At 28.7% G+C, this 20,687-nt stretch carries 25 protein-coding genes; all 25 read left to right on the top strand.

All coding sequences use genetic code 11. The features are described 5' to 3' along the window. Positions 1–355 precede the first annotated feature (355 nt). From FYJ27_RS04585 to FYJ27_RS04460, 25 genes are read left to right on the top strand one after another with little or no spacing between them, the layout of a single operon-like run. Positions 356–547, top strand: coding sequence for a flagellar FlbD family protein (locus tag FYJ27_RS04585; protein WP_154483675.1), 192 nt, complete (start codon positions 356–358; stop codon positions 545–547). Positions 548–573: 26 nt separating this feature from the next. After that, entirely contained in the window at positions 574–1,359 is a 786-nt protein-coding gene (locus tag FYJ27_RS04580) for a flagellar motor protein (RefSeq protein ID WP_154483674.1), read from the top strand. Continuing rightward, on the top strand, positions 1,359–2,081 hold the full coding sequence (locus tag FYJ27_RS04575; RefSeq protein ID WP_154483673.1) for a flagellar motor protein MotB: 723 nt from the start codon (positions 1,359–1,361) through the stop codon (positions 2,079–2,081). Before FYJ27_RS04580 ends, FYJ27_RS04575 begins: the two co-directional genes overlap by 1 nt. A 32-nt stretch (positions 2,082–2,113) precedes the next feature. Next, entirely contained in the window at positions 2,114–2,536 is a 423-nt protein-coding gene (locus FYJ27_RS04570) for a flagellar basal body-associated FliL family protein (RefSeq protein ID WP_154483672.1), read from the top strand. 9 nt (positions 2,537–2,545) lie between these two features. After that, complete coding sequence (fliM, locus tag FYJ27_RS04565; protein WP_268234880.1) at positions 2,546–3,544, top strand: flagellar motor switch protein FliM; 999 nt, start codon at positions 2,546–2,548, stop codon at positions 3,542–3,544. Next, on the top strand, positions 3,537–4,649 hold the full coding sequence (gene fliY / locus FYJ27_RS04560; protein ID WP_154483670.1) for a flagellar motor switch phosphatase FliY: 1,113 nt from the start codon (positions 3,537–3,539) through the stop codon (positions 4,647–4,649). Before fliM ends, fliY begins: the two co-directional genes overlap by 8 nt. A gap of 32 nt (positions 4,650–4,681) precedes the next feature. Continuing rightward, positions 4,682–5,044, top strand: a complete 363-nt coding sequence (locus tag FYJ27_RS04555) for a response regulator (protein ID WP_154483669.1) — start codon at positions 4,682–4,684, stop codon at positions 5,042–5,044. Position 5,045: 1 nt separating this feature from the next. Continuing rightward, complete coding sequence (locus FYJ27_RS04550) at positions 5,046–5,561, top strand: flagellar biosynthetic protein FliO (protein WP_154483668.1); 516 nt, start codon at positions 5,046–5,048, stop codon at positions 5,559–5,561. Beyond that, entirely contained in the window at positions 5,545–6,294 is a 750-nt protein-coding gene (gene fliP, locus FYJ27_RS04545; RefSeq protein ID WP_154483667.1) for a flagellar type III secretion system pore protein FliP, read from the top strand. Before FYJ27_RS04550 ends, fliP begins: the two co-directional genes overlap by 17 nt. A gap of 15 nt (positions 6,295–6,309) precedes the next feature. Continuing rightward, positions 6,310–6,579 carry a flagellar biosynthesis protein FliQ gene (gene fliQ / locus FYJ27_RS04540; protein ID WP_154483666.1) on the top strand — a complete coding sequence of 90 codons (270 nt, stop codon included), beginning with the start codon at positions 6,310–6,312 and terminating at the stop codon, positions 6,577–6,579. A gap of 14 nt (positions 6,580–6,593) precedes the next feature. Next, positions 6,594–7,367: a flagellar biosynthetic protein FliR gene (fliR, locus tag FYJ27_RS04535; protein WP_154483665.1), complete on the top strand. Its 774-nt coding sequence runs from the start codon at positions 6,594–6,596 to the stop codon at positions 7,365–7,367. Between the two features lie 16 nt (positions 7,368–7,383). Beyond that, on the top strand, positions 7,384–8,472 hold the full coding sequence (gene flhB, locus FYJ27_RS04530; RefSeq protein ID WP_229775468.1) for a flagellar biosynthesis protein FlhB: 1,089 nt from the start codon (positions 7,384–7,386) through the stop codon (positions 8,470–8,472). A gap of 13 nt (positions 8,473–8,485) precedes the next feature. After that, on the top strand, positions 8,486–10,513 hold the full coding sequence (flhA, locus tag FYJ27_RS04525) for a flagellar biosynthesis protein FlhA (protein ID WP_154483663.1): 2,028 nt from the start codon (positions 8,486–8,488) through the stop codon (positions 10,511–10,513). Further along, entirely contained in the window at positions 10,514–11,587 is a 1,074-nt protein-coding gene (flhF, locus tag FYJ27_RS04520) for a flagellar biosynthesis protein FlhF (RefSeq protein WP_154483662.1), read from the top strand. Position 11,588: 1 nt separating this feature from the next. After that, complete coding sequence (locus tag FYJ27_RS04515; protein WP_154483661.1) at positions 11,589–12,488, top strand: MinD/ParA family protein; 900 nt, start codon at positions 11,589–11,591, stop codon at positions 12,486–12,488. Continuing rightward, positions 12,485–13,153 carry a flagellar brake protein gene (locus tag FYJ27_RS12705; protein ID WP_229775467.1) on the top strand — a complete coding sequence of 223 codons (669 nt, stop codon included), beginning with the start codon at positions 12,485–12,487 and terminating at the stop codon, positions 13,151–13,153. Before FYJ27_RS04515 ends, FYJ27_RS12705 begins: the two co-directional genes overlap by 4 nt. Beyond that, positions 13,154–14,206 carry a protein-glutamate methylesterase/protein-glutamine glutaminase gene (locus FYJ27_RS04500; RefSeq protein WP_229775466.1) on the top strand — a complete coding sequence of 351 codons (1,053 nt, stop codon included), beginning with the start codon at positions 13,154–13,156 and terminating at the stop codon, positions 14,204–14,206. It abuts the gene before it with no gap. 3 nt (positions 14,207–14,209) lie between these two features. Further along, a complete protein-coding gene (locus tag FYJ27_RS13020; RefSeq protein WP_326831033.1) occupies positions 14,210–16,198 on the top strand; it encodes a chemotaxis protein CheA in 1,989 nt (662 codons plus the stop codon). A 22-nt stretch (positions 16,199–16,220) separates the two neighbouring features. After that, complete coding sequence (locus FYJ27_RS04490) at positions 16,221–16,682, top strand: chemotaxis protein CheW (protein WP_154483660.1); 462 nt, start codon at positions 16,221–16,223, stop codon at positions 16,680–16,682. A 1-nt stretch (position 16,683) separates the two neighbouring features. Next, a complete protein-coding gene (locus tag FYJ27_RS04485; RefSeq protein ID WP_154483659.1) occupies positions 16,684–17,289 on the top strand; it encodes a chemotaxis protein CheC in 606 nt (201 codons plus the stop codon). A gap of 1 nt (position 17,290) precedes the next feature. Next, entirely contained in the window at positions 17,291–17,773 is a 483-nt protein-coding gene (locus FYJ27_RS04480; RefSeq protein ID WP_154483658.1) for a chemotaxis protein CheD, read from the top strand. Between the two features lie 24 nt (positions 17,774–17,797). Continuing rightward, positions 17,798–18,544 (top strand): FliA/WhiG family RNA polymerase sigma factor, encoded by a 747-nt coding sequence (locus tag FYJ27_RS04475; RefSeq protein ID WP_154483657.1) that lies wholly within the window; start codon positions 17,798–17,800, stop codon positions 18,542–18,544. A gap of 26 nt (positions 18,545–18,570) precedes the next feature. Continuing rightward, positions 18,571–19,941, top strand: a complete 1,371-nt coding sequence (locus tag FYJ27_RS04470; RefSeq protein WP_195839073.1) for a DUF342 domain-containing protein — start codon at positions 18,571–18,573, stop codon at positions 19,939–19,941. Between the two features lie 14 nt (positions 19,942–19,955). After that, entirely contained in the window at positions 19,956–20,231 is a 276-nt protein-coding gene (locus tag FYJ27_RS04465; RefSeq protein ID WP_154483655.1) for a hypothetical protein, read from the top strand. A gap of 39 nt (positions 20,232–20,270) precedes the next feature. Then, positions 20,271–20,681: a hypothetical protein gene (locus tag FYJ27_RS04460; RefSeq protein ID WP_154483654.1), complete on the top strand. Its 411-nt coding sequence runs from the start codon at positions 20,271–20,273 to the stop codon at positions 20,679–20,681. Positions 20,682–20,687: the final 6 nt, after the last annotated feature.

Below are 20,687 nucleotides of genomic sequence, written 5' to 3'. Positions count from 1 at the left end.
CCATTCCTTCTCAAATAAGTACACAACCTTGCATGTGACACGAGGAACCAGTGTTAACTGGCCTCAACCAGCCAAATAATGTAATCTTATGAGAATGGATAGATACTCTTTTTTACAGGTAGTCGCCTAAAGGCGTCCTAGGAGGAGTTTCATCAACCTCCAAATCCATAAATTAATTATACAATATTGTCATGGTTCAGGCCAAATTAAACTAGGCTTATGGCTAAGATAAGAAGCCAAAGAAATGTATTTAATGATTAGAAAAGAAGACTATATTAGTATCTAAGAAATTGATAATTATTACAGTGGAAAACTGTAATTTGATTATAACTATATTGTACAAGGTGGAGATTTTATGATAAAAGTTAAAAGATTAAATGAAAAAGAATTTGTTATAAATAGTGATCTAATAGAATTCATAGAGGAAACTCCTGATACGGTTATTACACTGACTACAGGTAGAAAGGTAGTTGTGAAAGAATCTGTAGATGATATTATAGAGAAAGTTATAGATTTTAAAACAAAAACAATAAAATATATAAAATGATAAGAATAGGGAAAGAGGTGTAACTGTTGGATATAGCAACTGTCGTTGGATTAATAAGCGGTTTTATATTTATAATATGGGGGATTTTTATATCTGGAGAGATAGGTTCTTTTATAGATATTCCGTCTATTTTAATAGTTCTTGGTGGAACCTTAGCTTCTACCCTTATAAGTTACCCTATAAAGAGTTTTTTAGGAACTTCTAAGGTGGTAAAAAATGCTTTTTTGCAGAAAGAAATTTCTCCAGATAATGTTATAGTGGAGATAATTCAATTAGCTAATGTAGCTAGAAAAGAAGGATTGTTGTCTTTAGAAGAGTTTGGAGAAAAGGTTGATGATGAATTTTTAAAAAAAGGAATAATGTTAATAGTGGATGGAACTGATCCTGAATTAGTAAGGAATATACTTGAAACAGAACTTGTCTTTCTTGAAGAGAGACATACAGAGGGACAAAGTATATTTGAGACTATGGGTTCCTTTGCTCCAGCTTATGGTATGCTAGGTACTCTAATAGGACTTATAAATATGTTACAGAAACTTGATGATCCATCTAATATTGGTCCAAGTATGTCTGTAGCTTTAGTCACAACTTTCTATGGTTCATTTTTTGCCAATGTTGTTTTTTTACCTATGGCAAATAAATTGAAAATTAGAAGCAAAAGAGAAATATTAGTAAAAGAATTAATGGTTGAAGGGCTTTTATCTATACAGGCTGGTGAGAATCCAAGAATTATTGAAGAAAAATTAAAGACATTTGTTCCCCCAGAACTTAGGGATGACTATAAAAGTCAACTTGAAAGTGAGGAAGCATAATGAGAAAAAGGAAAAAAGAAGATAAAAAGTCTACTCAAGATTGGCTAACTACTTATAGTGATATGGTTACCCTACTGCTTTGTTTTTTTGTACTATTATTTTCTTTTTCAGAGATTGATGCTCAAAAATTTAGGACTATTATGAGTTCTTTTCAAGGGGGTTCAGGGGTTTTAGAAAGTGGTTCAGCTATGGATATTCCAGAGAAATTAGAAGGAGATATGAACACTAATATAGATGAAGAGGAGCTGGAAAAGCTTAAAGATGTTATTGAAGAATATGCGAAAAGCATTGGATTAAAAGAAGAGATTACACTGACAATTGAAGAAAGAGGATTAGTCATAAGATTTATGGACAGTGTTTTTTTTGATTCAGGGAAGGCTGAGATAAAATCGGAGTCAAAACAAATACTTCATTATATGGCTGAATTGTTAAATAGAGAAGAGTTTAAAGAAAAACATATAAAGGTAGAAGGTCATACAGACTCTGACCCTATTATACATTCTACTACATATCCTACTAATTGGGAACTATCGTCCACTAGAGCTACAAATGTATTAAGATACTTAGTAGAAGATGAAGGGGTAAATGGAGATAGAATATCTTCTTCAGGTTATAGCTATTATAGATCAGTAGCTCCAAATGACACGAAGGAAAATAAAGCTAAAAATAGAAGAGTAGATATAGTTATACTAAAATCATCTTATGAAAAATGGGAGCCATAAAACATAATATAAAATCGTAATGAGGTGAAAAAATGGATACTAAAAAAATAATACTTATAGTTGTTATTGTTGTACTATTATTATTTGCTATTGCTGGCTTTGCTTTAGGATTTTCCAGTTATAAAAACAATGGAGATAAAAATAAAAACAAAGACGCGGAAAAAAATTATATAACTTTAGAAGAAATGTATTGCAATATAAAAGATAGTAAAAAAATCGTAAAAATAAAAGCAACTATAGAGATTAACAACAAAAACACTTATGAAGAATTAGAAGGGAAACAATTTTTAATGAGAAATGAAATAAATAAGATTATTAGAAGTAAGGAAGAAAATGAGCTTCAGGGAAAAGAAGGCCAAATAGCTTTACAAAATGAAATAAAAGAAAACTTAATAAAGTTATTTAATAATGAAAGTATCACAAATGTGTTTTTCAACGATTTAATAATACAGTAGGGGAGGTATATGCAATTGGCTGAAGTACTATCACAAAGTGAAATAGATGCCCTACTTCAAGCAGTAAACTCTGGTGAGGTTGATGTAGAAGAAATACAAGAAGAGGAAATTTCTAATAAAGTTAAAAAATATGATTTTAGAAATCCACAAAAGATTGCTAAAGATCAATTGAGGACTTTGGAAATTATTCACGAAAATTTTGCAAGACTTCTCCAAACTTTTTTATCTGGATATTTAAGGGCCCCAGTTAAAATATCAATTTTGACGGTGGATCAATATGCATATAGTGAATTTAGCAATGCTATCTCTAATCCAGCATTTTTAAGTATAATTAATTTTGAACCTTTAAATGGACAAGTATTAATAGATATATCTACCAATACAGTATTTACTATTATAGATAGGTTGTTGGGAGGAGATGGAGAAGAAACAGATGAGATAAGAGGGTTTACTGAAATAGAAATTTCCCTTCTTCAGAAAATGATGATCAAAATCATGGATTTAATAAAAGAGGCATGGGAAAATGTAATTGAATTAAAACCTTCTTTAGAAAAAATTGAAGTAAATTCTCAATTTGCTCAAATAGTTCCACCTAATGAAACAGTAGCGTTAATTACTTTAAACATATCTATAGGTTCAGTAGAAGGTATGTTCAATGTATGTATTCCCTACATAGTTTTGGAACCTATATTAGATAAATTAAGTACAAAGTTTTGGTTTTCTAATGCTAAAAAAGATATATCTGAGGAAGATATGAAAATCATGAGAAAAAGAATACTACAAACATTGGTTCCTATAAGGGCTGAATTAGGTTCTAGTACCATTAATGTAAAAGATATATTAAATTTACAATCTGGAGATGTTATTAGATTGGATGATAATGATAATCTGATAAAGATGAAGATAGGCTCTAAGGTAAAGTTTTTAGGAACTCCTGGAGTTTCCAACAATAAAATGGCAGTAAAAATAGTCAAGGTAGTAAAGGATGGTGAAAATAACAATGAATAATGATATGCTTTCTCAAGAAGAAATAGATGCTTTGCTTAAAGGTCCAGATAAGGAAGAAGAAATTTCTGAAGAAATTGGAGATATGGAAAAAGATGCACTTGGTGAAATCGGAAATATTAGCATGGGAACTGCCGCTACTACTTTATCTACACTATTAAATCAAAAAGTTACTATTACGACACCAAAGGTAACCATAACAACTATTGACAAATTAGCAGATGCATATCAAATACCTTTTGTTGCTATAGATGTTACTTATAAAGAAGGATTAGAAGGAGCAAATATATTAATACTTAAGGTAGATGATGTAAAGATAATTACAGATATAATGATGGGAAAAGATGAGATTGATTTAGAAAGAGAACTGACAGAGCTAGATTTAAGTGCTGTAAGTGAAGTTATGAATCAAATGATGGGTTCTGCTTCCACTTCTCTATCAGAAATGTTTTTTAGGAAAATTGATATAGAACCACCTAAATCTTATGAAATAACTTTTAATGAAGGGAAAGAAAGAATTGATATTTTAAAAGGTGATCAACCATTAGTCAAAATATCTTTTAGAATGGTAGTTGGTGATGTAATAGATAGTGAGATAATGCAACTTGTGCCTATAGATTTTGCAAAAGAAATAGTAAATATTTTATTAGGAAATGAAGATGAAACTTCAATTACTCAAGAGGCATACGAAATAGATAGGGACTTTGAAATAAATGAAGAACCTCCTAAGACAATTTCATTAAAAGGAAAGGAAGAAAATACAACTGGAAAAATAATTGATAATGATACAAAAGAAGAAGCAGTAGTTGTAAAAAAACCTGTTTTTGAAACCTTTAATGAGAAATCTAATACAAGTTATAATGAATCGATAGACTTAGTAGCAGAAATTCCTGTAGAAATAACGGCTGAATTAGGTAGAACTACTAAAAAAATTGATGAAATATTAGAATATGGGCCTGGAACAATAATTGAATTAGATAAACTTGTAGGAGAACCTTTAAATATTTATGCAAATGGAAAGTCTATAGCTAGGGGTGAGGTAGTAGTAATAGACGATAATTTTGGAATTAGAATAACTGAGATTGTAAATTCTTATAAAAATAGTTAATAAAAAAGCAGAGTAGATAAGGAGGAATTTAAATGTCTAAAAAAATATTAATAGTAGATGACGCTTCATTTATGAGAATGATGATAAAAGATATCTTGACTAAAAATGGTTTTGAAGTAGTAGGAGAAGGAGAAAATGGATTGAAAGCAGTAGAAAAATATGAAGAATTAAAACCAGACTTAGTGATTATGGATATTACTATGCCAGAAATGGATGGAATTCAAGCTGTTAAAGAAATTAAAAAAATTGATTCAGATGCAAAGATAGTAATGTGTTCTGCTATGGGACAGCAAGCTATGGTTATAGAAGCTATACAGGCAGGAGCTAAAGACTTTATAGTTAAGCCTTTCCAAGCAGATAGGGTTATTGAGGCTGTAAAAAAGGTACTAGGTTAAAATGAATAGAAAAACTTTTATAATGTTTTTAACTTTTTTTTTACCAGAGATAGTTTTGGCAGCGTCTTATAGCGAGAGAAGCTTTAATTACGTACAATTGTTTTTCAAAACTATAATCTATGTTGTTATATTTATATTAGTATTATTTGCTACTTTTTATGGAACAAAATTTTTGGCTAAAAGATCTAAGCCATTTTTTAAAAGTAAATATGTAGAAATTATTGATTCAGTTAATATAGGATCTAATAATAGGATAGTTATAGCTAAAGTAGCAAATTTTATATATATTTTATCTATAAATAACAACGACACAATTCTTATAGATAAAATGGAGATGCAATCCTTTTATTCTAAAGTTAAAGAAGCTAAAGCTCTAGATAAAGATTTATATGATAATATAAAAGTAGATAATGACAATGTTGGCTTGGAAAATGAATTTAAAAAAATACTTGACAAGTTTAAATTAGTTAATAGAAAAATAGATAGGGATGAAGATAAAAATGAAGAAGACGATTAAACTTTTAATCATCCTATTAGTATGTATGTTGTTTTTTTCTAGCACAACCTATGCACAACCTGAAGATTCTCTTTTTGGAAAAACTTTTAATCTAGAAGGACCACAAGATTATGTTAAATCTATACAAATATTAATATTACTTACAGTGCTTACACTGGCACCATCTATACTTATAATGATGACTAGTTTTACTAGAATTATAATAGTATTGTCTTTTATAAGGAATGCTTTAGGACTTCAACAAACACCACCTAATCAGGTACTAATTGGATTAGCACTATTCCTAACATTTTTTATAATGGCTCCAATTGGAAGTCAGATTAATTCTGAAGCTATACAGCCATTTCTTAAAGAAGAAATTGATCAAGAAGTAGCATATGAAAATACTATGGAGCCTATAAGAGAATTTATGTTTAAACAAACTAGAGGAAATGACATAAAATTATTTATGGAGATGGCAGAGTTAAAAAATGTGGACAAACTAAATCAGATACCTAGTAGAGTACTTATTCCAGCTTTTATAATAAGTGAGTTGAAGACAGCATTTCAAATTGGATTTATAATATATATACCTTTTTTGGTAATCGACATGGTAGTTTCAAGTACATTAATGTCTATGGGAATGATGATGTTACCACCAGTTATTATTTCATTGCCATTTAAAATACTTTTATTTATTTTAGTTGATGGATGGAATTTAATTGCCAAATCCCTTGTCATTGGTTTTAAATAGTTGAGGTGATTTTGAATGAATGAATCAGATGTATTAAAGATAGCACAAGAAGCCATAAGGACTATTTTGATAGTTTCAGCACCTATGTTAGGGTTTAGTTTAATTGTAGGCTTAGTAGTTAGTATTTTTCAGGCTGTTACCCAGATACAAGAAGCTACTTTAGCTTTTGTGCCTAAAATAATTGCTGTGCTATTATCTATAATAATATTTGGCCCTTGGATTTTGAAAGTAGTAACAGAATTTACTACAAAATTATTAACTAATGTTAACTTATATATAAAGTAGAATAGGTGTATAAAATGAATGATATTTTGAATATTTTAACTGGCAGGTATGAATTATTTTTGTTAGTTTTCGTCAGAGTTTCAGGTATATTTCTTTTTTCACCACTCTTTAGTTCTCAAAATGTGCCAAATAAGTTAAAGTTAAGTTTTTCTTTTATATTTTCTTTGTTGTTAACTTCAAATTTTAAAGTAGGGTCTGTAGGAGAACTAGATGGAAGCTTCACATTACTTATTATTAAGGAGTTAATGGTAGGTATAATAATCGGTTATATAAGTTATGCTTTTTTTAGTGTTTTTTATATTTTAGGCCAAATAGTCGATATGGAAATTGGATTTGGAATGGTAAATGTAATTGATCCTCAAAACAAGGTACAAATACCGGTTATGGGAAATTTCTACTATATATTAGCTTTTTTATTATTTTTACTAACTAATGGACATCATCTTGCTATAAAGGCTTTAATAGATAGTTATGAGTATATTCCTATAGGTGAACTTGTAATAAGTGAAGCTACTGTGAAACAATTGGTAAATATTTTAGCAAAAACTTTTAGCTTAGGATTTAAAATAGCAAGCCCAATAGTTATCACAATACTTCTTATGGATATACTTTTAGGTGTTTTGTCCAGAACTATTCCTCAAATGAATGTATTTGTTGTAGGAATGCCTTTAAAGATCATAGTAGGAATGCTTGTTATAGCTGCTACAATACCTATATTTAATGTGCTTACAGGGTATGTATTTAAAGATATGCTTAAAGAAATATATAATTTTTTAAAAAGCCCTTAGTTAAGGAATGATCTATATGGAGTTTAAAATACAGTTACAACTTTTTGCAGAAGGAGAAAAAACTGAAAAAGCTACGCCTAAAAAACGTAGAGAAGCTAGAGAAGAAGGACAAGTATTTCAAAGTAAAGAAATAAGTTCTGTGTTTATATTACTTATTTCTTTTCTAGCTTTTAACATACTTGGTAAATTTATATTAAAAAATTTAATTGAACTAATGAAATATTTATTTTCTTCTTTTCAAAATTTAGACGATATATTTACCCAGGACAATATTAGAATTAAGTTTTTGTCTATAATAGCAGTTTTTTTGAAAGTTTCTTCTCCTATATTAATAACAACTTATTTTGCAAGTTTAATAATTAATTATTTACAAGTAGGATTTTTATTTACAACAAAACCTTTAGAGCCTAAATTCAGTAGGATTAATCCTATTGAAGGGTTTAAAAGAATTTTTTCCAAAAAAGCATTTGTTGAGTTAGGAAAGTCTATAATAAAAATACTTTTAATAGGATATGTAGCCTATTCTTTTATTAAAAAGAGAATTGGAATTTTAGTGAATTTACCTAGTATGGCTCCTATTCAAATATTAAAAAACTTTTCAAATCTATCTTTTCAATTTGGTATAAGAATTTTAGGAGTGTTATTGGTTGTTTCCGCATTAGATTATTTCTATCAATGGTGGGACTATGAAAAAAATCTAATGATGAGTAAAGAAGAATTAAAAGAAGAGTTTAAACAAACAGAAGGAGATCCCTTGGTAAAGTCTAAAATTAAAGAGAAACAAAGAAAAATGGCTTTTAATAGGATGATGCAAGAAGTTCCAAAAGCAGATGTAATTGTTACTAATCCTACTCATATTGCAGTTGCTTTAAAATATGATCAAGAATTAAATTTTGCTCCAATTGTAGTAGCTAAAGGTGTAGATATAATAGCAGAAAATATAAAAAAAACAGGGAAAGAAAATTCTATTCCTATTGTAGAAAACAAACCATTAGCTAGAGCTATTTATGAAACAGTAGATGTTGGAGATATTATACCTGAAGAGTTATATGAAACAGTGGCAGAAGTATTAGCCTATGTATATAGTTTAAAAGATAAGTTTTAGGGGGACAATTAGAATGAAATTTGGTGATCTTGTTGTAGCTATAGGAATAATTGCAATAGTTATTATAATTATAATACCAGTTCCTACATGGATATTAGATATACTTTTAAGTTTAAATATTTCACTATCATTGCTATTGTTATTAATCTCCATGTATACAAAAGATGTATTGGAAATTTCTGTTTTTCCATCTTTATTGCTAATATCTACAGTTTATAGATTAGCTCTTAATATTTCTACGACCAGGAGTATTTTAAAAGATGGAGATGCGGGAAGGGTAATCGAAGCTTTTGGACAGTTTGTTATACAAGGAGATGTAGTAGTAGGATTTATTGTGTTTTTAATTATAGTTATAGTTCAGTTTGTAGTTATTACTAAAGGTTCGGAAAGGGTATCAGAGGTAGCAGCTAGATTTACATTAGATGCTATGCCAGGAAAACAAATGGCCATTGATGCAGATTTAAATTCTGGACTTATAACTGAGGAAGAAGCAAGAGATAGAAGAAAAGATATACAAAGATATGCAGATTTTTATGGTGCTATGGATGGTTCTAGTAAATTTGTAAAGGGAGATGCAATTGCAGGGCTGATTATAACTTTTATTAATATTGGAGCTGGATTTATTATAGGCATGGTTTCAAAGGGAATGCCTTTTAATGAGGCATTATCTAAATATACATTATTAACTGTAGGTGATGGACTTGTAAGTCAGATACCAGCACTTCTTATATCTACATCAACAGGATTAGTAGTTACTAGGGCGGCTTCTGAATCTAATTTAGGACAAGATTTAATTAAGCAGTTATTTGGTAATGATCCAAAATTAATGTTTGTTATAGCAGGTGTACTTGCGCTTTTAGGTATATTTACTCCCTTACCAACTATTGTATATATAATATTAGCATCTTTGTTTGTATTTTTAGGATATACTATGAGAAAAGAAATTAAAGAAGTTAGAGAAGAGGAGCCAGTAGAAGAAACTGAAGCTGAAGAGCTGAGAAAACCTGAAAATGTTATGTCCTTATTGAGAGTGGATGATATAGAATTAGAATTTGGATATGGGTTAATACCTCTTGCAGATGCAAACCAAGGAGGTGACCTTTTAGATAGAATAGTTATGATTAGAAGACAGATAGCTATGGAGTTAGGATTAGTAGTTCCTATAGTAAGACTTAGGGATAATATTCAACTTAATCCAAATGAATATATAATAAAAATAAAGGGTGTTGAAGTTTCTAAAGGGGAAGTTTTATTTGATCATTATCTAGCTATGAATCCTGGAATGGTAGAAGATGAAATAGAAGGAATTGATACGGTTGAACCTGCTTTTGGTTTGCCAGCTAAATGGATCGTAGATAAAGAGAGAGAAAAAGCTGAAGTTTTAGGATATACTGTTGTTGATCCACCTTCTGTTATAGCTACCCATTTAACAGAGATAATTAAAGAAAGAGCCCACGAATTAATAGGTAGACAAGATGTGAAATTATTAATTGATAATGTAAAGGAAGACTATCCAGCAGTTGTGGAAGAATTGGTTCCTAATATTTTATCTATTGGTGATGTTCAGAAAGTACTCTCTAATTTACTCAGAGAACAAATAAGTATTAGAGATATGGTGACAATTTTAGAGACATTAGCAGATTATGGTTCTATAACTAAAGACATAGATTTGTTAACTGAATATGTAAGACAAAAATTGTCTGGATACATAACAAATAAATATGTAGAAAATAACCAACTTAAGGTTATAACCCTTGATAGCGGAGTGGAAGAGCTTATTATGAATTCAATAAGTAAAAATGAAACGGGATCTTATCTATCTATAGAACCTAATATTGCACAAAAGATACTTAATAATACTTTGAAATCTGTTCAAAGCTTGACTTCTATTGGAGAACAGCCAATTATATTAACAGCCCCTATAGTAAGGCTATACTTTAAAAGATTGACAGAACAAATTACTAGAGATTTAGTTGTTTTATCGTATAATGAAATTGAACCTTCTATAGAAGTTCAATCTTTAGGGATGGTGAAATTATAGATGGAAGTAAAAAAATATATAGGGGAAGATACCCAGGATGCTCTGGCCAAATTGAAAAAAGATCTAGGTTCTGAGGCTGTAATATTGAATACTAGAACAATAAGACAGAAAGGATTTTTAGGTTTTTTTAAAAAACCTGTAGTTGAGATTATTGCAGCTAAAGATAATTCTCACAAAAAAATCAATAAAATTAAAAGAGAAGAAAGTATTAGTGGTATAAATAGTGAGTTAAGAGCACTTAGAAATCTTGTAGAGGATATGGCATTTAAATCCAATAATACTGGACAGGCTTTCAATGTTAATTTAGAAAAATATAGAAGGATACTAGTAAATAATGGGGTGAATTATAAAGTTGCTACTAGTATAATAAAAACAATAGATGAGCAAATAAATATTAAAGAAAAAACTGAGAAAGAAGTAAAAAAAATCATTGAATTCAATTTAAAAGAATCAATTGGGAGGGTAGAGCCTATAGATATAGAAAATATTCCAAAGATTATATTCCTAATAGGTCCAACAGGCGTGGGAAAAACTACTACTTTAGCTAAAATAGCAGCAAGGTTAATAATTAATAAAAACTATGATATAGGTCTTATTACTACGGATACTTATAGAATAGCAGCAGTAGAACAATTAAAAACTTATAGTGAAATATTAGAGTTGCCTGTGAAAGTTGTCTATCAATCGGATGAAATGTATAAAGCTGTGGCTGAATTTAAGAATAAAGATATTATATTAGTTGATACTGCTGGCAGAAGCCATAAAGATGAGTTTCAAATGAAGGAAACTAAAAAATTAATAGATAGTGTAAATAATAAGGAAGTCTTTTTAGTTTTAAGTGCAACTACAGACTTTATTACATTAAAGTCAATTATAAATCAATATAAATTTATCGATGATTATAAAATTATATTCACAAAACTTGATGAAGTAAATGGATATGGAAATATATTAAATGCAAAATTTTATACAGATAATCCACTATCATATTTTACTACAGGACAGGATGTACCAGATGATATAGAAAAAGTAAATGTGAGAGAAGTAGTGGAACATTTAATTGAGGAGAATTAATATGGCTGATCAAGCTGAAAAACTAAGAAAAATTATGGGAAAATATTCTAAAAAGGAAAACATAAATGAAAGTAAAGCCAGAAAAGCTAAATTTATAGGAGTAACTAGTGGAAAAGGTGGAGTAGGAAAAACTAATTTCACTGTAAATTTAGCAATATCTTTAAGAAAATTGGGATACAAAGTGGTTATAGTGGATGGAGATTTGGGATTAGCCAATGTAGATCTTATTACTGGAACTTGTTTAGAATATAATATTTCAGATATATTTTTACAGGGGAAAAGTATTTTTGATATAATGACTGAAGGGCCAGATGGAATCAAAATAATATCTGGAGGATCTGGAATTACAGAATTTCATTTACTAAATGGTGAAAATTTAAATCGATTTATAAATGAAATAGAAAAGCTTGAAAACTATTTTGACTTTATAATAATGGATACAGGTGCGGGGATATCTGAAAATGTAATTAAGTTCCTACTATTAGCAGATGATTTAGTTTTATTAATTACTCCAGATCCTACATCTTTAATGGATGGATATGCTCTTTTAAAAACTGTAGTTCTTTATGGGTATATAGGAGATATAAAAACAGTTATAAATATGGCAGGAAGCAAAAAAGAGGCAGAAGAAGTTTACAATAAATTAAATGGAGTTTCTAATAGATTTTTAAATAGGGATGTTGAGTTTTTAGACTATTTAAATAAAAGTTCCATTGTTGCAAATGCTGTTAAAAAGCAAAGACCTTTTGTACTAGATAAACCTAATAGCTCTGTTTCTAAAAAAATTAATAATATTGCTTTAAAATTTATTGACACAGAAAAATCTAAGTTTTTAAAAACTAAAAGCTTTTCCCAAAGATTCAAAGAATTTTTCTTAGGAGAAGGTGATTTAAATAAATGAAGGTAGACAATGAATCTTTTGAAGTTGGTGATAGAATAGAGATATTAAAAAAACAAGGTGATGAAAGAGTTAGTTATCCTAGCCAGGTGTTGGATATATTAGGTGATAATAAATATATGATTAGTGGTCCCATTCAAAAGGGAGCTATAGTTTCATTATATATAGGAGAAGTAATTGAAATTGCATACATAAGAGAAAACAAAGGAAGATACAACTTTAAAGCTAAGGTAGTTAGCAGAACTCCTAAAGGAGTATATACGTTAAACGTTGAGAAAATAGGAAAAGTTAAAAGGACACAACAAAGAAATTTCTATAGATTTAATATAAATTTACCAGTTAAAAAATGTTATAAGTTTATGGTAGGTAATAAAACAAAGAATATTGAAGAAAAATGTTTAACAAAAGACATTAGCGGCAATGGGATGAAATTAATGTGTAATTTTAGGCACTCTATAGGAGACAGGATTGAATGTTCTTTTAAATTAAATGATATTTTAATTATTACAGATGCAGAAGTTATTAGAGTGGAAGATTTTACTAATAACTTAGATTTTGAATATTCAATAGGAGTGAAATTTTTAGACATTGAAAAAGAAAATAGAGAAAGTATTGTTAAGTTTATATTCAAAGAAGAGAGGATATTAAGAGAAAAAGGGATGATATAGTTGATAAAAGTATTAATTGTAGATGACTCAGCTCTCATAAGGAAAATAATCACAGATATTTTAGAAGAAGATAGAGAAATTAAAGTTATAGGAACTGCAAAAGATGGTAAAGAGGCATTGGAGAAAATTCCAAGACTTAAACCAGACTTAATAACATTAGACATTGAAATGCCTGTCATGGATGGTATATCCACATTAAAAAGCATTGTAGAAAAGCACCAAATACCTGTAGTGATGCTCAGTAGTTTAACTGTTAAAGGTGCTGATTTAACCCTTAAAGCTTTAGAAATTGGAGCAGTTGATTTCATAACAAAACCAAGAAATGTTTTTAGTATTGGTAATAAAGATGAAAAAAATCAATTAATTGAAAAAGTTAAAATGGCTTCTAAAACAAAAGTAAAAAAAGTTGGGGTATATAATAGGAATATAGAAGAAGTCAAAGAGAATACAATAAAAAGGACAGATTATACTGATAAACCCTATGATAGCATTGTTGCAATTGGTACTTCTACAGGAGGACCTAAAGCATTACAAGAGATTATTCCTAAATTACCTTATAATATCAATGCTTCTATAGTAGTAGTTCAACATATGCCCGCTGGTTTTACTAGATCATTAGCCAATAGATTAAATTCGATTTCTCAAATAAAAGTGAAAGAAGGTGAAAATGGGGAGAAATTGAAAAGAGGATATTGTTATATAGCTCCAGGAGATTTTCATATGAGCGTAGAACAAAATAAAAGGGATTTTTTTATTAAATTAGATAAAAGTCCTCCTATTTCTGGTTTAAGGCCTACTGCAGATGTGTTATTAAAATCTGTTTCAAAACTTAATGGAATAAAAAAAACAGGTATAATTTTGACTGGAATGGGTTCAGATGGAGCAGAAGGAATTAGCCAATTAAAAAAAAGTAATGGGCATACTATTGCCGAGAGTGAAGAAAGTTGTGTAGTATTTGGTATGCCTAAGTCTGCAATAAATACAGGAAATATAGACTTAATTTTGCCATTAGATAAGATTAAAGATGAGATTATTAAATGGGTGGGGGTGTAGTATGTGGATTTAGATATTAATCAGTATTTAGATATTTTTGTAGAAGAATCTAAAGAACACTTGGAAAGCATGAATGATATATTATTAGAATTAGAAAAAGATACAGATAATAAAGATTTATTAAATGAGCTTTTTAGAATATCTCATACTTTAAAAGGAATGGCAGGTACTATGGGATTTACTAATATGGCAAATCTGACCCATGATATGGAGGATGTACTCCAAGCTATTAGAAGTGATGAGATTAAAATAAATACTGAGATTGTAGATATATTATTTGAATGTCTTGATTCTTTAGAGTTTTCTGCAAACTATGTAAGTGAAAATGGAAAAGAAGATGGAAATGACCATTTAGAGTTAATAGGAAAGTTAAAAGATTTGCTTAATGGTGATAAAGAACAATCGAATGAAAAAAATGAGTTTAAAGGAACAGAAAAATATGATGAATATGTTATTAATGCAGCTAAACAAGCTAAGGAGAAAGGTTTAGATTCATATAAAATATATATAAGGCTAAGTGAAGATTGTATGTTAAAGTCTGCTAGAGCTTTTATTATTTTTAATACTATAGAAAGCTTTTCTGAAATAATATATTCATATCCTAGCGTTGAAGACATTGAAGATGAGAAATTTGATTTAGAATTTTCTTTAGTTATTGTTACAGATCATAAAAAAGAGGAAATTAAAGAGGAAATAGAAAAAATTTCTGAAATAGATGAAGTGAATATAGGCCCAGTAGAAATGGATTTAACTAAAAAACAAGTAAATAAAAAAGAAAAATCTAAAAAAAGCATTGATAAAAACAATGTAAATAGGAAAAGTACTTCCAATAATATGGCAAAAACTAACAGAGTTGGCAAAACGGTTAGAGTAGATATTGATAGACTAGACACTCTAATGAATTTAGTAAGTGAATTGATAATAATAAAAACTAGAATGGAGGATATGAGTGGTACAACTAGCAAAGAAGATATGAATGAAGCCATAGAGTACTTGGAAAGGATTACTACTAACCTCCATGATGCAGTAATGAAGGTTAGGATGGTGCCTATTGAAAGAGTGTTTAATAGATTTCCAAGAATGGTTAGAGATTTATCTAAGGAGTTAGACAAAGAAATAAATTTAGAAATGTCAGGCGAGGAAACAGAGGTTGATAGGACTGTTATTGATGAGATAGGAGATCCCTTGATACACCTTATAAGAAATTCTATAGACCATGGAATAGAACATCCTGATGAAAGAATAAAACTTGGAAAAGATAAAGAGGGAACTGTAAAATTAAAAGCATATCCTGATGGAAATAATGTAGTTATTGAAGTAGAAGATGATGGAGCAGGTATTGACCATGAAAAGGTAAAGAAAAAAGCTATAGAAAAAGAAATAATAACTGAGCAAGATGCAGAGATTTTGACTAAAGAAGAATCTGTTGAATTATTATTTAAAGCTGGATTTAGTACATCTGATATTGTATCTGATGTTTCGGGTAGAGGAGTAGGGTTAGATGTAGTAAAAAGTAAGATTGAATCTATAAATGGTTCTATAGAAGTTGAAACATCTCAAGGAAAGGGAACTAGATTTATTATAAGAATACCATTAACTTTGGCTATAATACAAGGATTGTTAGTAAAGCTTGGTGAAGAAATATATGCTATACCTTTAAGTTCAATTTCAGAGATAACTATTTTAGAAAGTGAAAAGATCAGAAAGGTTCAAGGACAAGAGATAATATTATATAGGGACAAAACATTGCCTATAGTGAGATTGAATAGTTTAGTCGGAATAGAAGATAAAAATATGGACGAGCTTACAGTGGTAATTGTTAGAAAAGGTGATAAACAGGCAGGTTTAATTGTAGACGATTTAATAGGTCAACAGGAAATAGTAATTAAGCCTTTAGGGAAATTTTTATCTAATATAAAGTATTTGGCAGGAGCTACTATATTAGGGAATGGAAAAATTTCTTTAATATTAGATGTGAATTCATTATTTTAGAACCTTAGAAAGGAGGAGCTATATGGTTTTAGAAACTGAAAATAAATACCTAGAAAATAAATATGTTTTATTTAAATTAGACAATGAAGACTATGGTTTAAATATTGATAATGTACTTTCTATTGAAAAATTTCAAAGTTGCACTCGTGTTCCTAATGCCCCTGAATATGTTGTTGGAGTGATTAATTTACGAGGAGAAGTTATACCTATTTTAGATTTGAGAAAAAAACTAAACTTAGAATCTAAACCTAGTGATCAAAATTCAAGAATAATAATTACATCTTCAAATGATATAGTTGTAGGGCTTATAGTAGATTCATCTTCAGAAGTTTTAGAAATTAATGATGAAAATATAGACAAGCCATCAGCAACAGGAGAAAAAAAGTTTAATGACTATATAAAAGGCATTGGTAAAGACGATAAAAGATTGATAATAATTTTAGACTTAGAAAAGCTATTGGATATAGAGCAGACGGGGTGTTAATATGGCATTTGATGTAGATGATATTACTATTGATGTTTTAAAAGAACTTGGAAATATTGGTTCTGGAAATGCGGCTACTGCTTTAGCAACTATGATATCTAAAAAAGTAGATATGGCTGTGCCACAAGTTAAAATACTAGATTTTAAGGATGTTCCTAAAATACTAGGTGGAGAAGAGGTCCCTGTAGTTGGTATCTACTTTGAAATGAGTGGAGAAATAATAGGAAATATAATGTTTGTTTTAAGTTTAGAGTCTGGAAAAAATTTAACTAATATTTTATTTAATAAGAAGAATAATTCTATGGAATTGGACGAAATGGATATGTCAGCTTTATCTGAAATAGGTAATATTCTAGCTTCATCATATATAAACTCTTTAAGTGCTTTAACTGGCCTTAAGTTGACCATATCTGTTCCATCTTTAGCTACAGATATGGCTGGTGCTATACTAAGTGTTCCTGCAATTCAATATGGATATATTGCAGATCATGTTCTTTTTATTGAGACTCAATTTCAAGAAGGAGACAAAAAGGTAACTGGAAATTTATTTATGATACCTGAGATAGATTCATTTAAAAAACTATTAAAAAGTTTAGGAGTATGCTGAAATGGAAGTGGTAAAAGTTGGTATGGCAGATTTAAAAGTTATAAAAGCTCCAGGAATATTAACTACACTAGGTTTAGGGTCTTGTGTTGGGATTACACTATATGATAAAAGATCTAAAGTTGCTGGATTAGCACATATAATGTTGCCTTCAAGTAAGGAAATAAAAAACAATAGCAATAAGGCAAAATTTGCCGATACAGGAATCGAACTATTGCTAGAGAAGATGATTTCAATTGGAGCTGATAGGTTTTTTTTAGTGGCTAAAATTGCAGGAGGTTCTCAAATGTTTTCATTTAATTCAAAAAGTAATATTTTAAAGATCGGAGAAAGGAATACAATAGCAACTAAAGAAAAATTAAAGGAATTAAAAATACCTATCGTCAGTGAAGATACTGGTGGAAACTATGGAAGGACTATAGAATTAAATGCAGAAGATGGTTCTTTATTAGTAAAAACTATAGGGCATGGGATAAAAAATATCTAGTTTTTCCTAGTGGGAGGTATATCTATGACTACTGAGGAACTATGGAAAAAGTACAAGGAAACTAATGATAAAAAAATAAAAGAGCAATTGATTGTTGAGTACATTCCATTAGTAAAGATTGTTGCTGGAAGAATGTATAATTTTTACGGAAGTAAAATTGATTTTGAAGATTTAATAGGATATGGAGTACTGGGTCTTATAGATAGTATAGAAAAATTTGATTTAAGTAAAAATATTAAATTTGAAACTTATGCCCAAATAAGAATTAAAGGGACAATTATCGATAATATAAGAAAACTTGATTGGATACCAAGATCTTTAAGAAAAAAATCTAAAGATGTACAGAATGCAATGCTAGAATTAGAAAATAAATTAGGACATTCTCCTACTAATAAAGAGTTAGCAAAACATATGAATATGAGTATAAATGAAATAGAAGATTTACTATCAGATATTTCTACATTTAATGTAATTTCTTTAGAAGATACTTTAAAAGGAAAAAATGAAGGGGGCATTTATGTTAAAAGTAAGGAAGATGGACCAGAGGATATTATAGAGAAAAAAGAAGTTAAAGAGATTCTAGTGAAAGCTATAGAACATTTACCTGATAAAGAACAATTAGTAATTTCTCTATATTATTATGATGAATTGACGTATAAAGAAATTGGTCATATTTTAGGATTATCTGAATCAAGAATTTCACAAATACATAGTAAATCAATATTAGAGATTAAAAATTTTTTATTTAAAGAGGGAATTAAAGCTAACTAAACGGGGTGATTATGGTGGAATGTGATATGAAAGAAAAATTATCAAATATATTTATAGAAATTAGTAGGAATGGCTTAGAAGGGTATATAACTTTAATATGTAAAGATACGAATCTAAGTTTTGATTATGACGAAGTAATTTCTATTGTAAAAGAGAAAATTAAATTTGGATTAAAGAGCAGCATTATAAAGGATATTATAGATAATAAAATATATAATGAAAGGGTTTGCATTGCAGAGGGCATCCCTCCTGTAGAAGAGAAAGATGGATATATTAAATATTATTTTGATGAAAATAAAAAAGTAATTCCAAAATTAAAAAAAGATGGAACCGTAGATTATAGGGATTTAGATTTAGTTAATAATGTAAATAAAGGGGATGTATTAGCTGAAATAATTTTACCTTTTGGAGGAAAAAATGGACGAAGTGTTACAGGTGAAAATATTCCGTATAAGAAAGGGAGAGTCCCTTCCTTTAAATATGGGAAGAACATAAAAAAAACAGATAATGGTTTATACTTAGTTTCTACAGGTAGAGGACAAGTTAAATTGGTAAATGGTAGGTTAACTGTATCAAACGTATTGGAAATTTCTTCTGTAGATAATTCTACTGGCAATATAGAATTTAATGGCTCAGTAAAGGTAAAAGAGAATGTTATAAACGGTTTTCAGTTAAAAGCAGAAGGTGATATTGAAATCTTTGGTGTAGTAGAAGGAGCCAATATAGAAAGTTTAGGAGATATTCTAATTAGAAAAGGGGTACAAGGATATAATATTGGAAAAATATCTAGTAAGGGGAATGTAGTTGCTAAATTCATAGAAAATTCATTCATATCATGTAGAAGAGATTTAACAGCAGAAGCAATAATGCATAGTGAGGTAATTTGTAATGGAACTGTAAATGCAATTGGAAAAAAAGGTTTACTTGTAGGTGGTATTTGTAGAGCAAGAAAAGAAATAAGAGCTAAAACTATAGGGTCAAGAATGGCAACTTCGACTGTCTTAGAAGTAGGAGTAGAGCCTGAAAATAAGATTAAATATGAGAAACTAGAAGAAGAAGTTTTTACAATTAGAAAAAATTTAAATAAAATTGAAAAATCACTGAACGTATTAGAAAATGCACTTAAGTTTAATGAGTCAGAAGAGAAAAAAAAGTTGTATGTAAAGTTAAAGAAGGTTGAAAAAACTTTAAAAACAAATTTAGACAAATCAAATAAAGAACTTAAATTAATAAAAAATGAGATTAACAATGTATCTAGAGGTCGAATTAAAGTAGAAGGCATCATATATCCAGGGGTAAAAATTGTAATAGGAGATAGTGTTATGTTTATAAGGGATGAAATGAGTAACTGTACATTTTATGAAGATGAAGGTGAAATAAAAATTGGCCCTTATTAAAGGAGTGATATAAAATGGCAATTAGACCTATAGATTATAATAGTTTGTTGCCAAAGTCACAAGAATTATCTCAGTTAAAACATATTGAAAATAAGAAATGTGAAACTCAGACCCAACAAAATTTTACTTATGAACAAAATAAAATTAAAAAAGATTTGAATAGAGTTGGAAATCCAAACAAAAGTGAGATGACTAATATAAATATAAAAGACAGTAAAAAAAAGAATAATAAAGACCATTCTTCTAAAAAAAGAAAGAATAAAAAAAAGACGGTAAAAAATCTTACATAGGACATAATATAGATATTAAGATATAGTAAGGAGTAGACTATGGTTTATACAATTTTATTATTAATAGGAATATTATTAGTTATAATTTCTTTTACATATATTATGAGAGAAGAAAAAAGGAAGGATAAAAAATATAAGTATATTGAAGAAATGTATTTAGATATTAAAAAGCATGAAGAAATGTCAATAAAAATAATGGAAGAATTTGAAATGTTGGTTAACTCATCTATAGATAAAATAGAAAATAAATTTGAAAATTTAAATGATAATGAACAATATAGAACAAAGGAAGAAGAATATTTATTTAAAGAAGATAAATATACAGAAGAAAATGAAGAGATAGCTAAAATATTTGAGCTAAAAAATATTGGACTAACTAATAAGGAAATAGCTAAAAAATTAAATAGGGGAGTAAGAGAAATTGATATAATATTAAAGATGAGAAAATAATATAAA

The sequence above is a fragment of the Anaerosalibacter bizertensis genome (genome assembly GCF_009696605.1).
GTDB lineage: Bacteria > Bacillota > Clostridia > Tissierellales > Sporanaerobacteraceae > Anaerosalibacter > Anaerosalibacter bizertensis.
Note: the sequence above shows the minus strand (reverse complement) of the source record. Positions and strands in the feature narration are given on the sequence as shown.

Excerpts from the sequence above, each read along its gene's own strand:
- FYJ27_RS04585 (WP_154483675.1), top strand. The coding sequence starts at position 356 with ATGATAAAAGTTAAAAGATTAAATGAAAAAGAATTTGTTATAAATAGT.
- FYJ27_RS04575 (WP_154483673.1), top strand. The coding sequence starts at position 1,359 with ATGAGAAAAAGGAAAAAAGAAGATAAAAAGTCTACTCAAGATTGGCTA.
- FYJ27_RS04570 (WP_154483672.1), top strand. The coding sequence starts at position 2,114 with ATGGATACTAAAAAAATAATACTTATAGTTGTTATTGTTGTACTATTA.
- fliM (WP_268234880.1), top strand. The coding sequence starts at position 2,546 with ATGCAATTGGCTGAAGTACTATCACAAAGTGAAATAGATGCCCTACTT.
- fliY (WP_154483670.1), top strand. The coding sequence starts at position 3,537 with ATGAATAATGATATGCTTTCTCAAGAAGAAATAGATGCTTTGCTTAAA.
- FYJ27_RS04555 (WP_154483669.1), top strand. The coding sequence starts at position 4,682 with ATGTCTAAAAAAATATTAATAGTAGATGACGCTTCATTTATGAGAATG.
- FYJ27_RS04550 (WP_154483668.1), top strand. The coding sequence starts at position 5,046 with ATGAATAGAAAAACTTTTATAATGTTTTTAACTTTTTTTTTACCAGAG.
- fliP (WP_154483667.1), top strand. The coding sequence starts at position 5,545 with ATGAAGAAGACGATTAAACTTTTAATCATCCTATTAGTATGTATGTTG.
- fliQ (WP_154483666.1), top strand. The coding sequence starts at position 6,310 with ATGAATGAATCAGATGTATTAAAGATAGCACAAGAAGCCATAAGGACT.
- fliR (WP_154483665.1), top strand. The coding sequence starts at position 6,594 with ATGAATGATATTTTGAATATTTTAACTGGCAGGTATGAATTATTTTTG.
- flhB (WP_229775468.1), top strand. The coding sequence starts at position 7,384 with ATGGAGTTTAAAATACAGTTACAACTTTTTGCAGAAGGAGAAAAAACT.
- flhA (WP_154483663.1), top strand. The coding sequence starts at position 8,486 with ATGAAATTTGGTGATCTTGTTGTAGCTATAGGAATAATTGCAATAGTT.
- flhF (WP_154483662.1), top strand. The coding sequence starts at position 10,514 with ATGGAAGTAAAAAAATATATAGGGGAAGATACCCAGGATGCTCTGGCC.
- FYJ27_RS04515 (WP_154483661.1), top strand. The coding sequence starts at position 11,589 with ATGGCTGATCAAGCTGAAAAACTAAGAAAAATTATGGGAAAATATTCT.
- FYJ27_RS12705 (WP_229775467.1), top strand. The coding sequence starts at position 12,485 with ATGAAGGTAGACAATGAATCTTTTGAAGTTGGTGATAGAATAGAGATA.
- FYJ27_RS04490 (WP_154483660.1), top strand. The coding sequence starts at position 16,221 with ATGGTTTTAGAAACTGAAAATAAATACCTAGAAAATAAATATGTTTTA.
- FYJ27_RS04485 (WP_154483659.1), top strand. The coding sequence starts at position 16,684 with ATGGCATTTGATGTAGATGATATTACTATTGATGTTTTAAAAGAACTT.
- FYJ27_RS04480 (WP_154483658.1), top strand. The coding sequence starts at position 17,291 with ATGGAAGTGGTAAAAGTTGGTATGGCAGATTTAAAAGTTATAAAAGCT.
- FYJ27_RS04475 (WP_154483657.1), top strand. The coding sequence starts at position 17,798 with ATGACTACTGAGGAACTATGGAAAAAGTACAAGGAAACTAATGATAAA.
- FYJ27_RS04470 (WP_195839073.1), top strand. The coding sequence starts at position 18,571 with ATGAAAGAAAAATTATCAAATATATTTATAGAAATTAGTAGGAATGGC.
- FYJ27_RS04465 (WP_154483655.1), top strand. The coding sequence starts at position 19,956 with ATGGCAATTAGACCTATAGATTATAATAGTTTGTTGCCAAAGTCACAA.
- FYJ27_RS04460 (WP_154483654.1), top strand. The coding sequence starts at position 20,271 with ATGGTTTATACAATTTTATTATTAATAGGAATATTATTAGTTATAATT.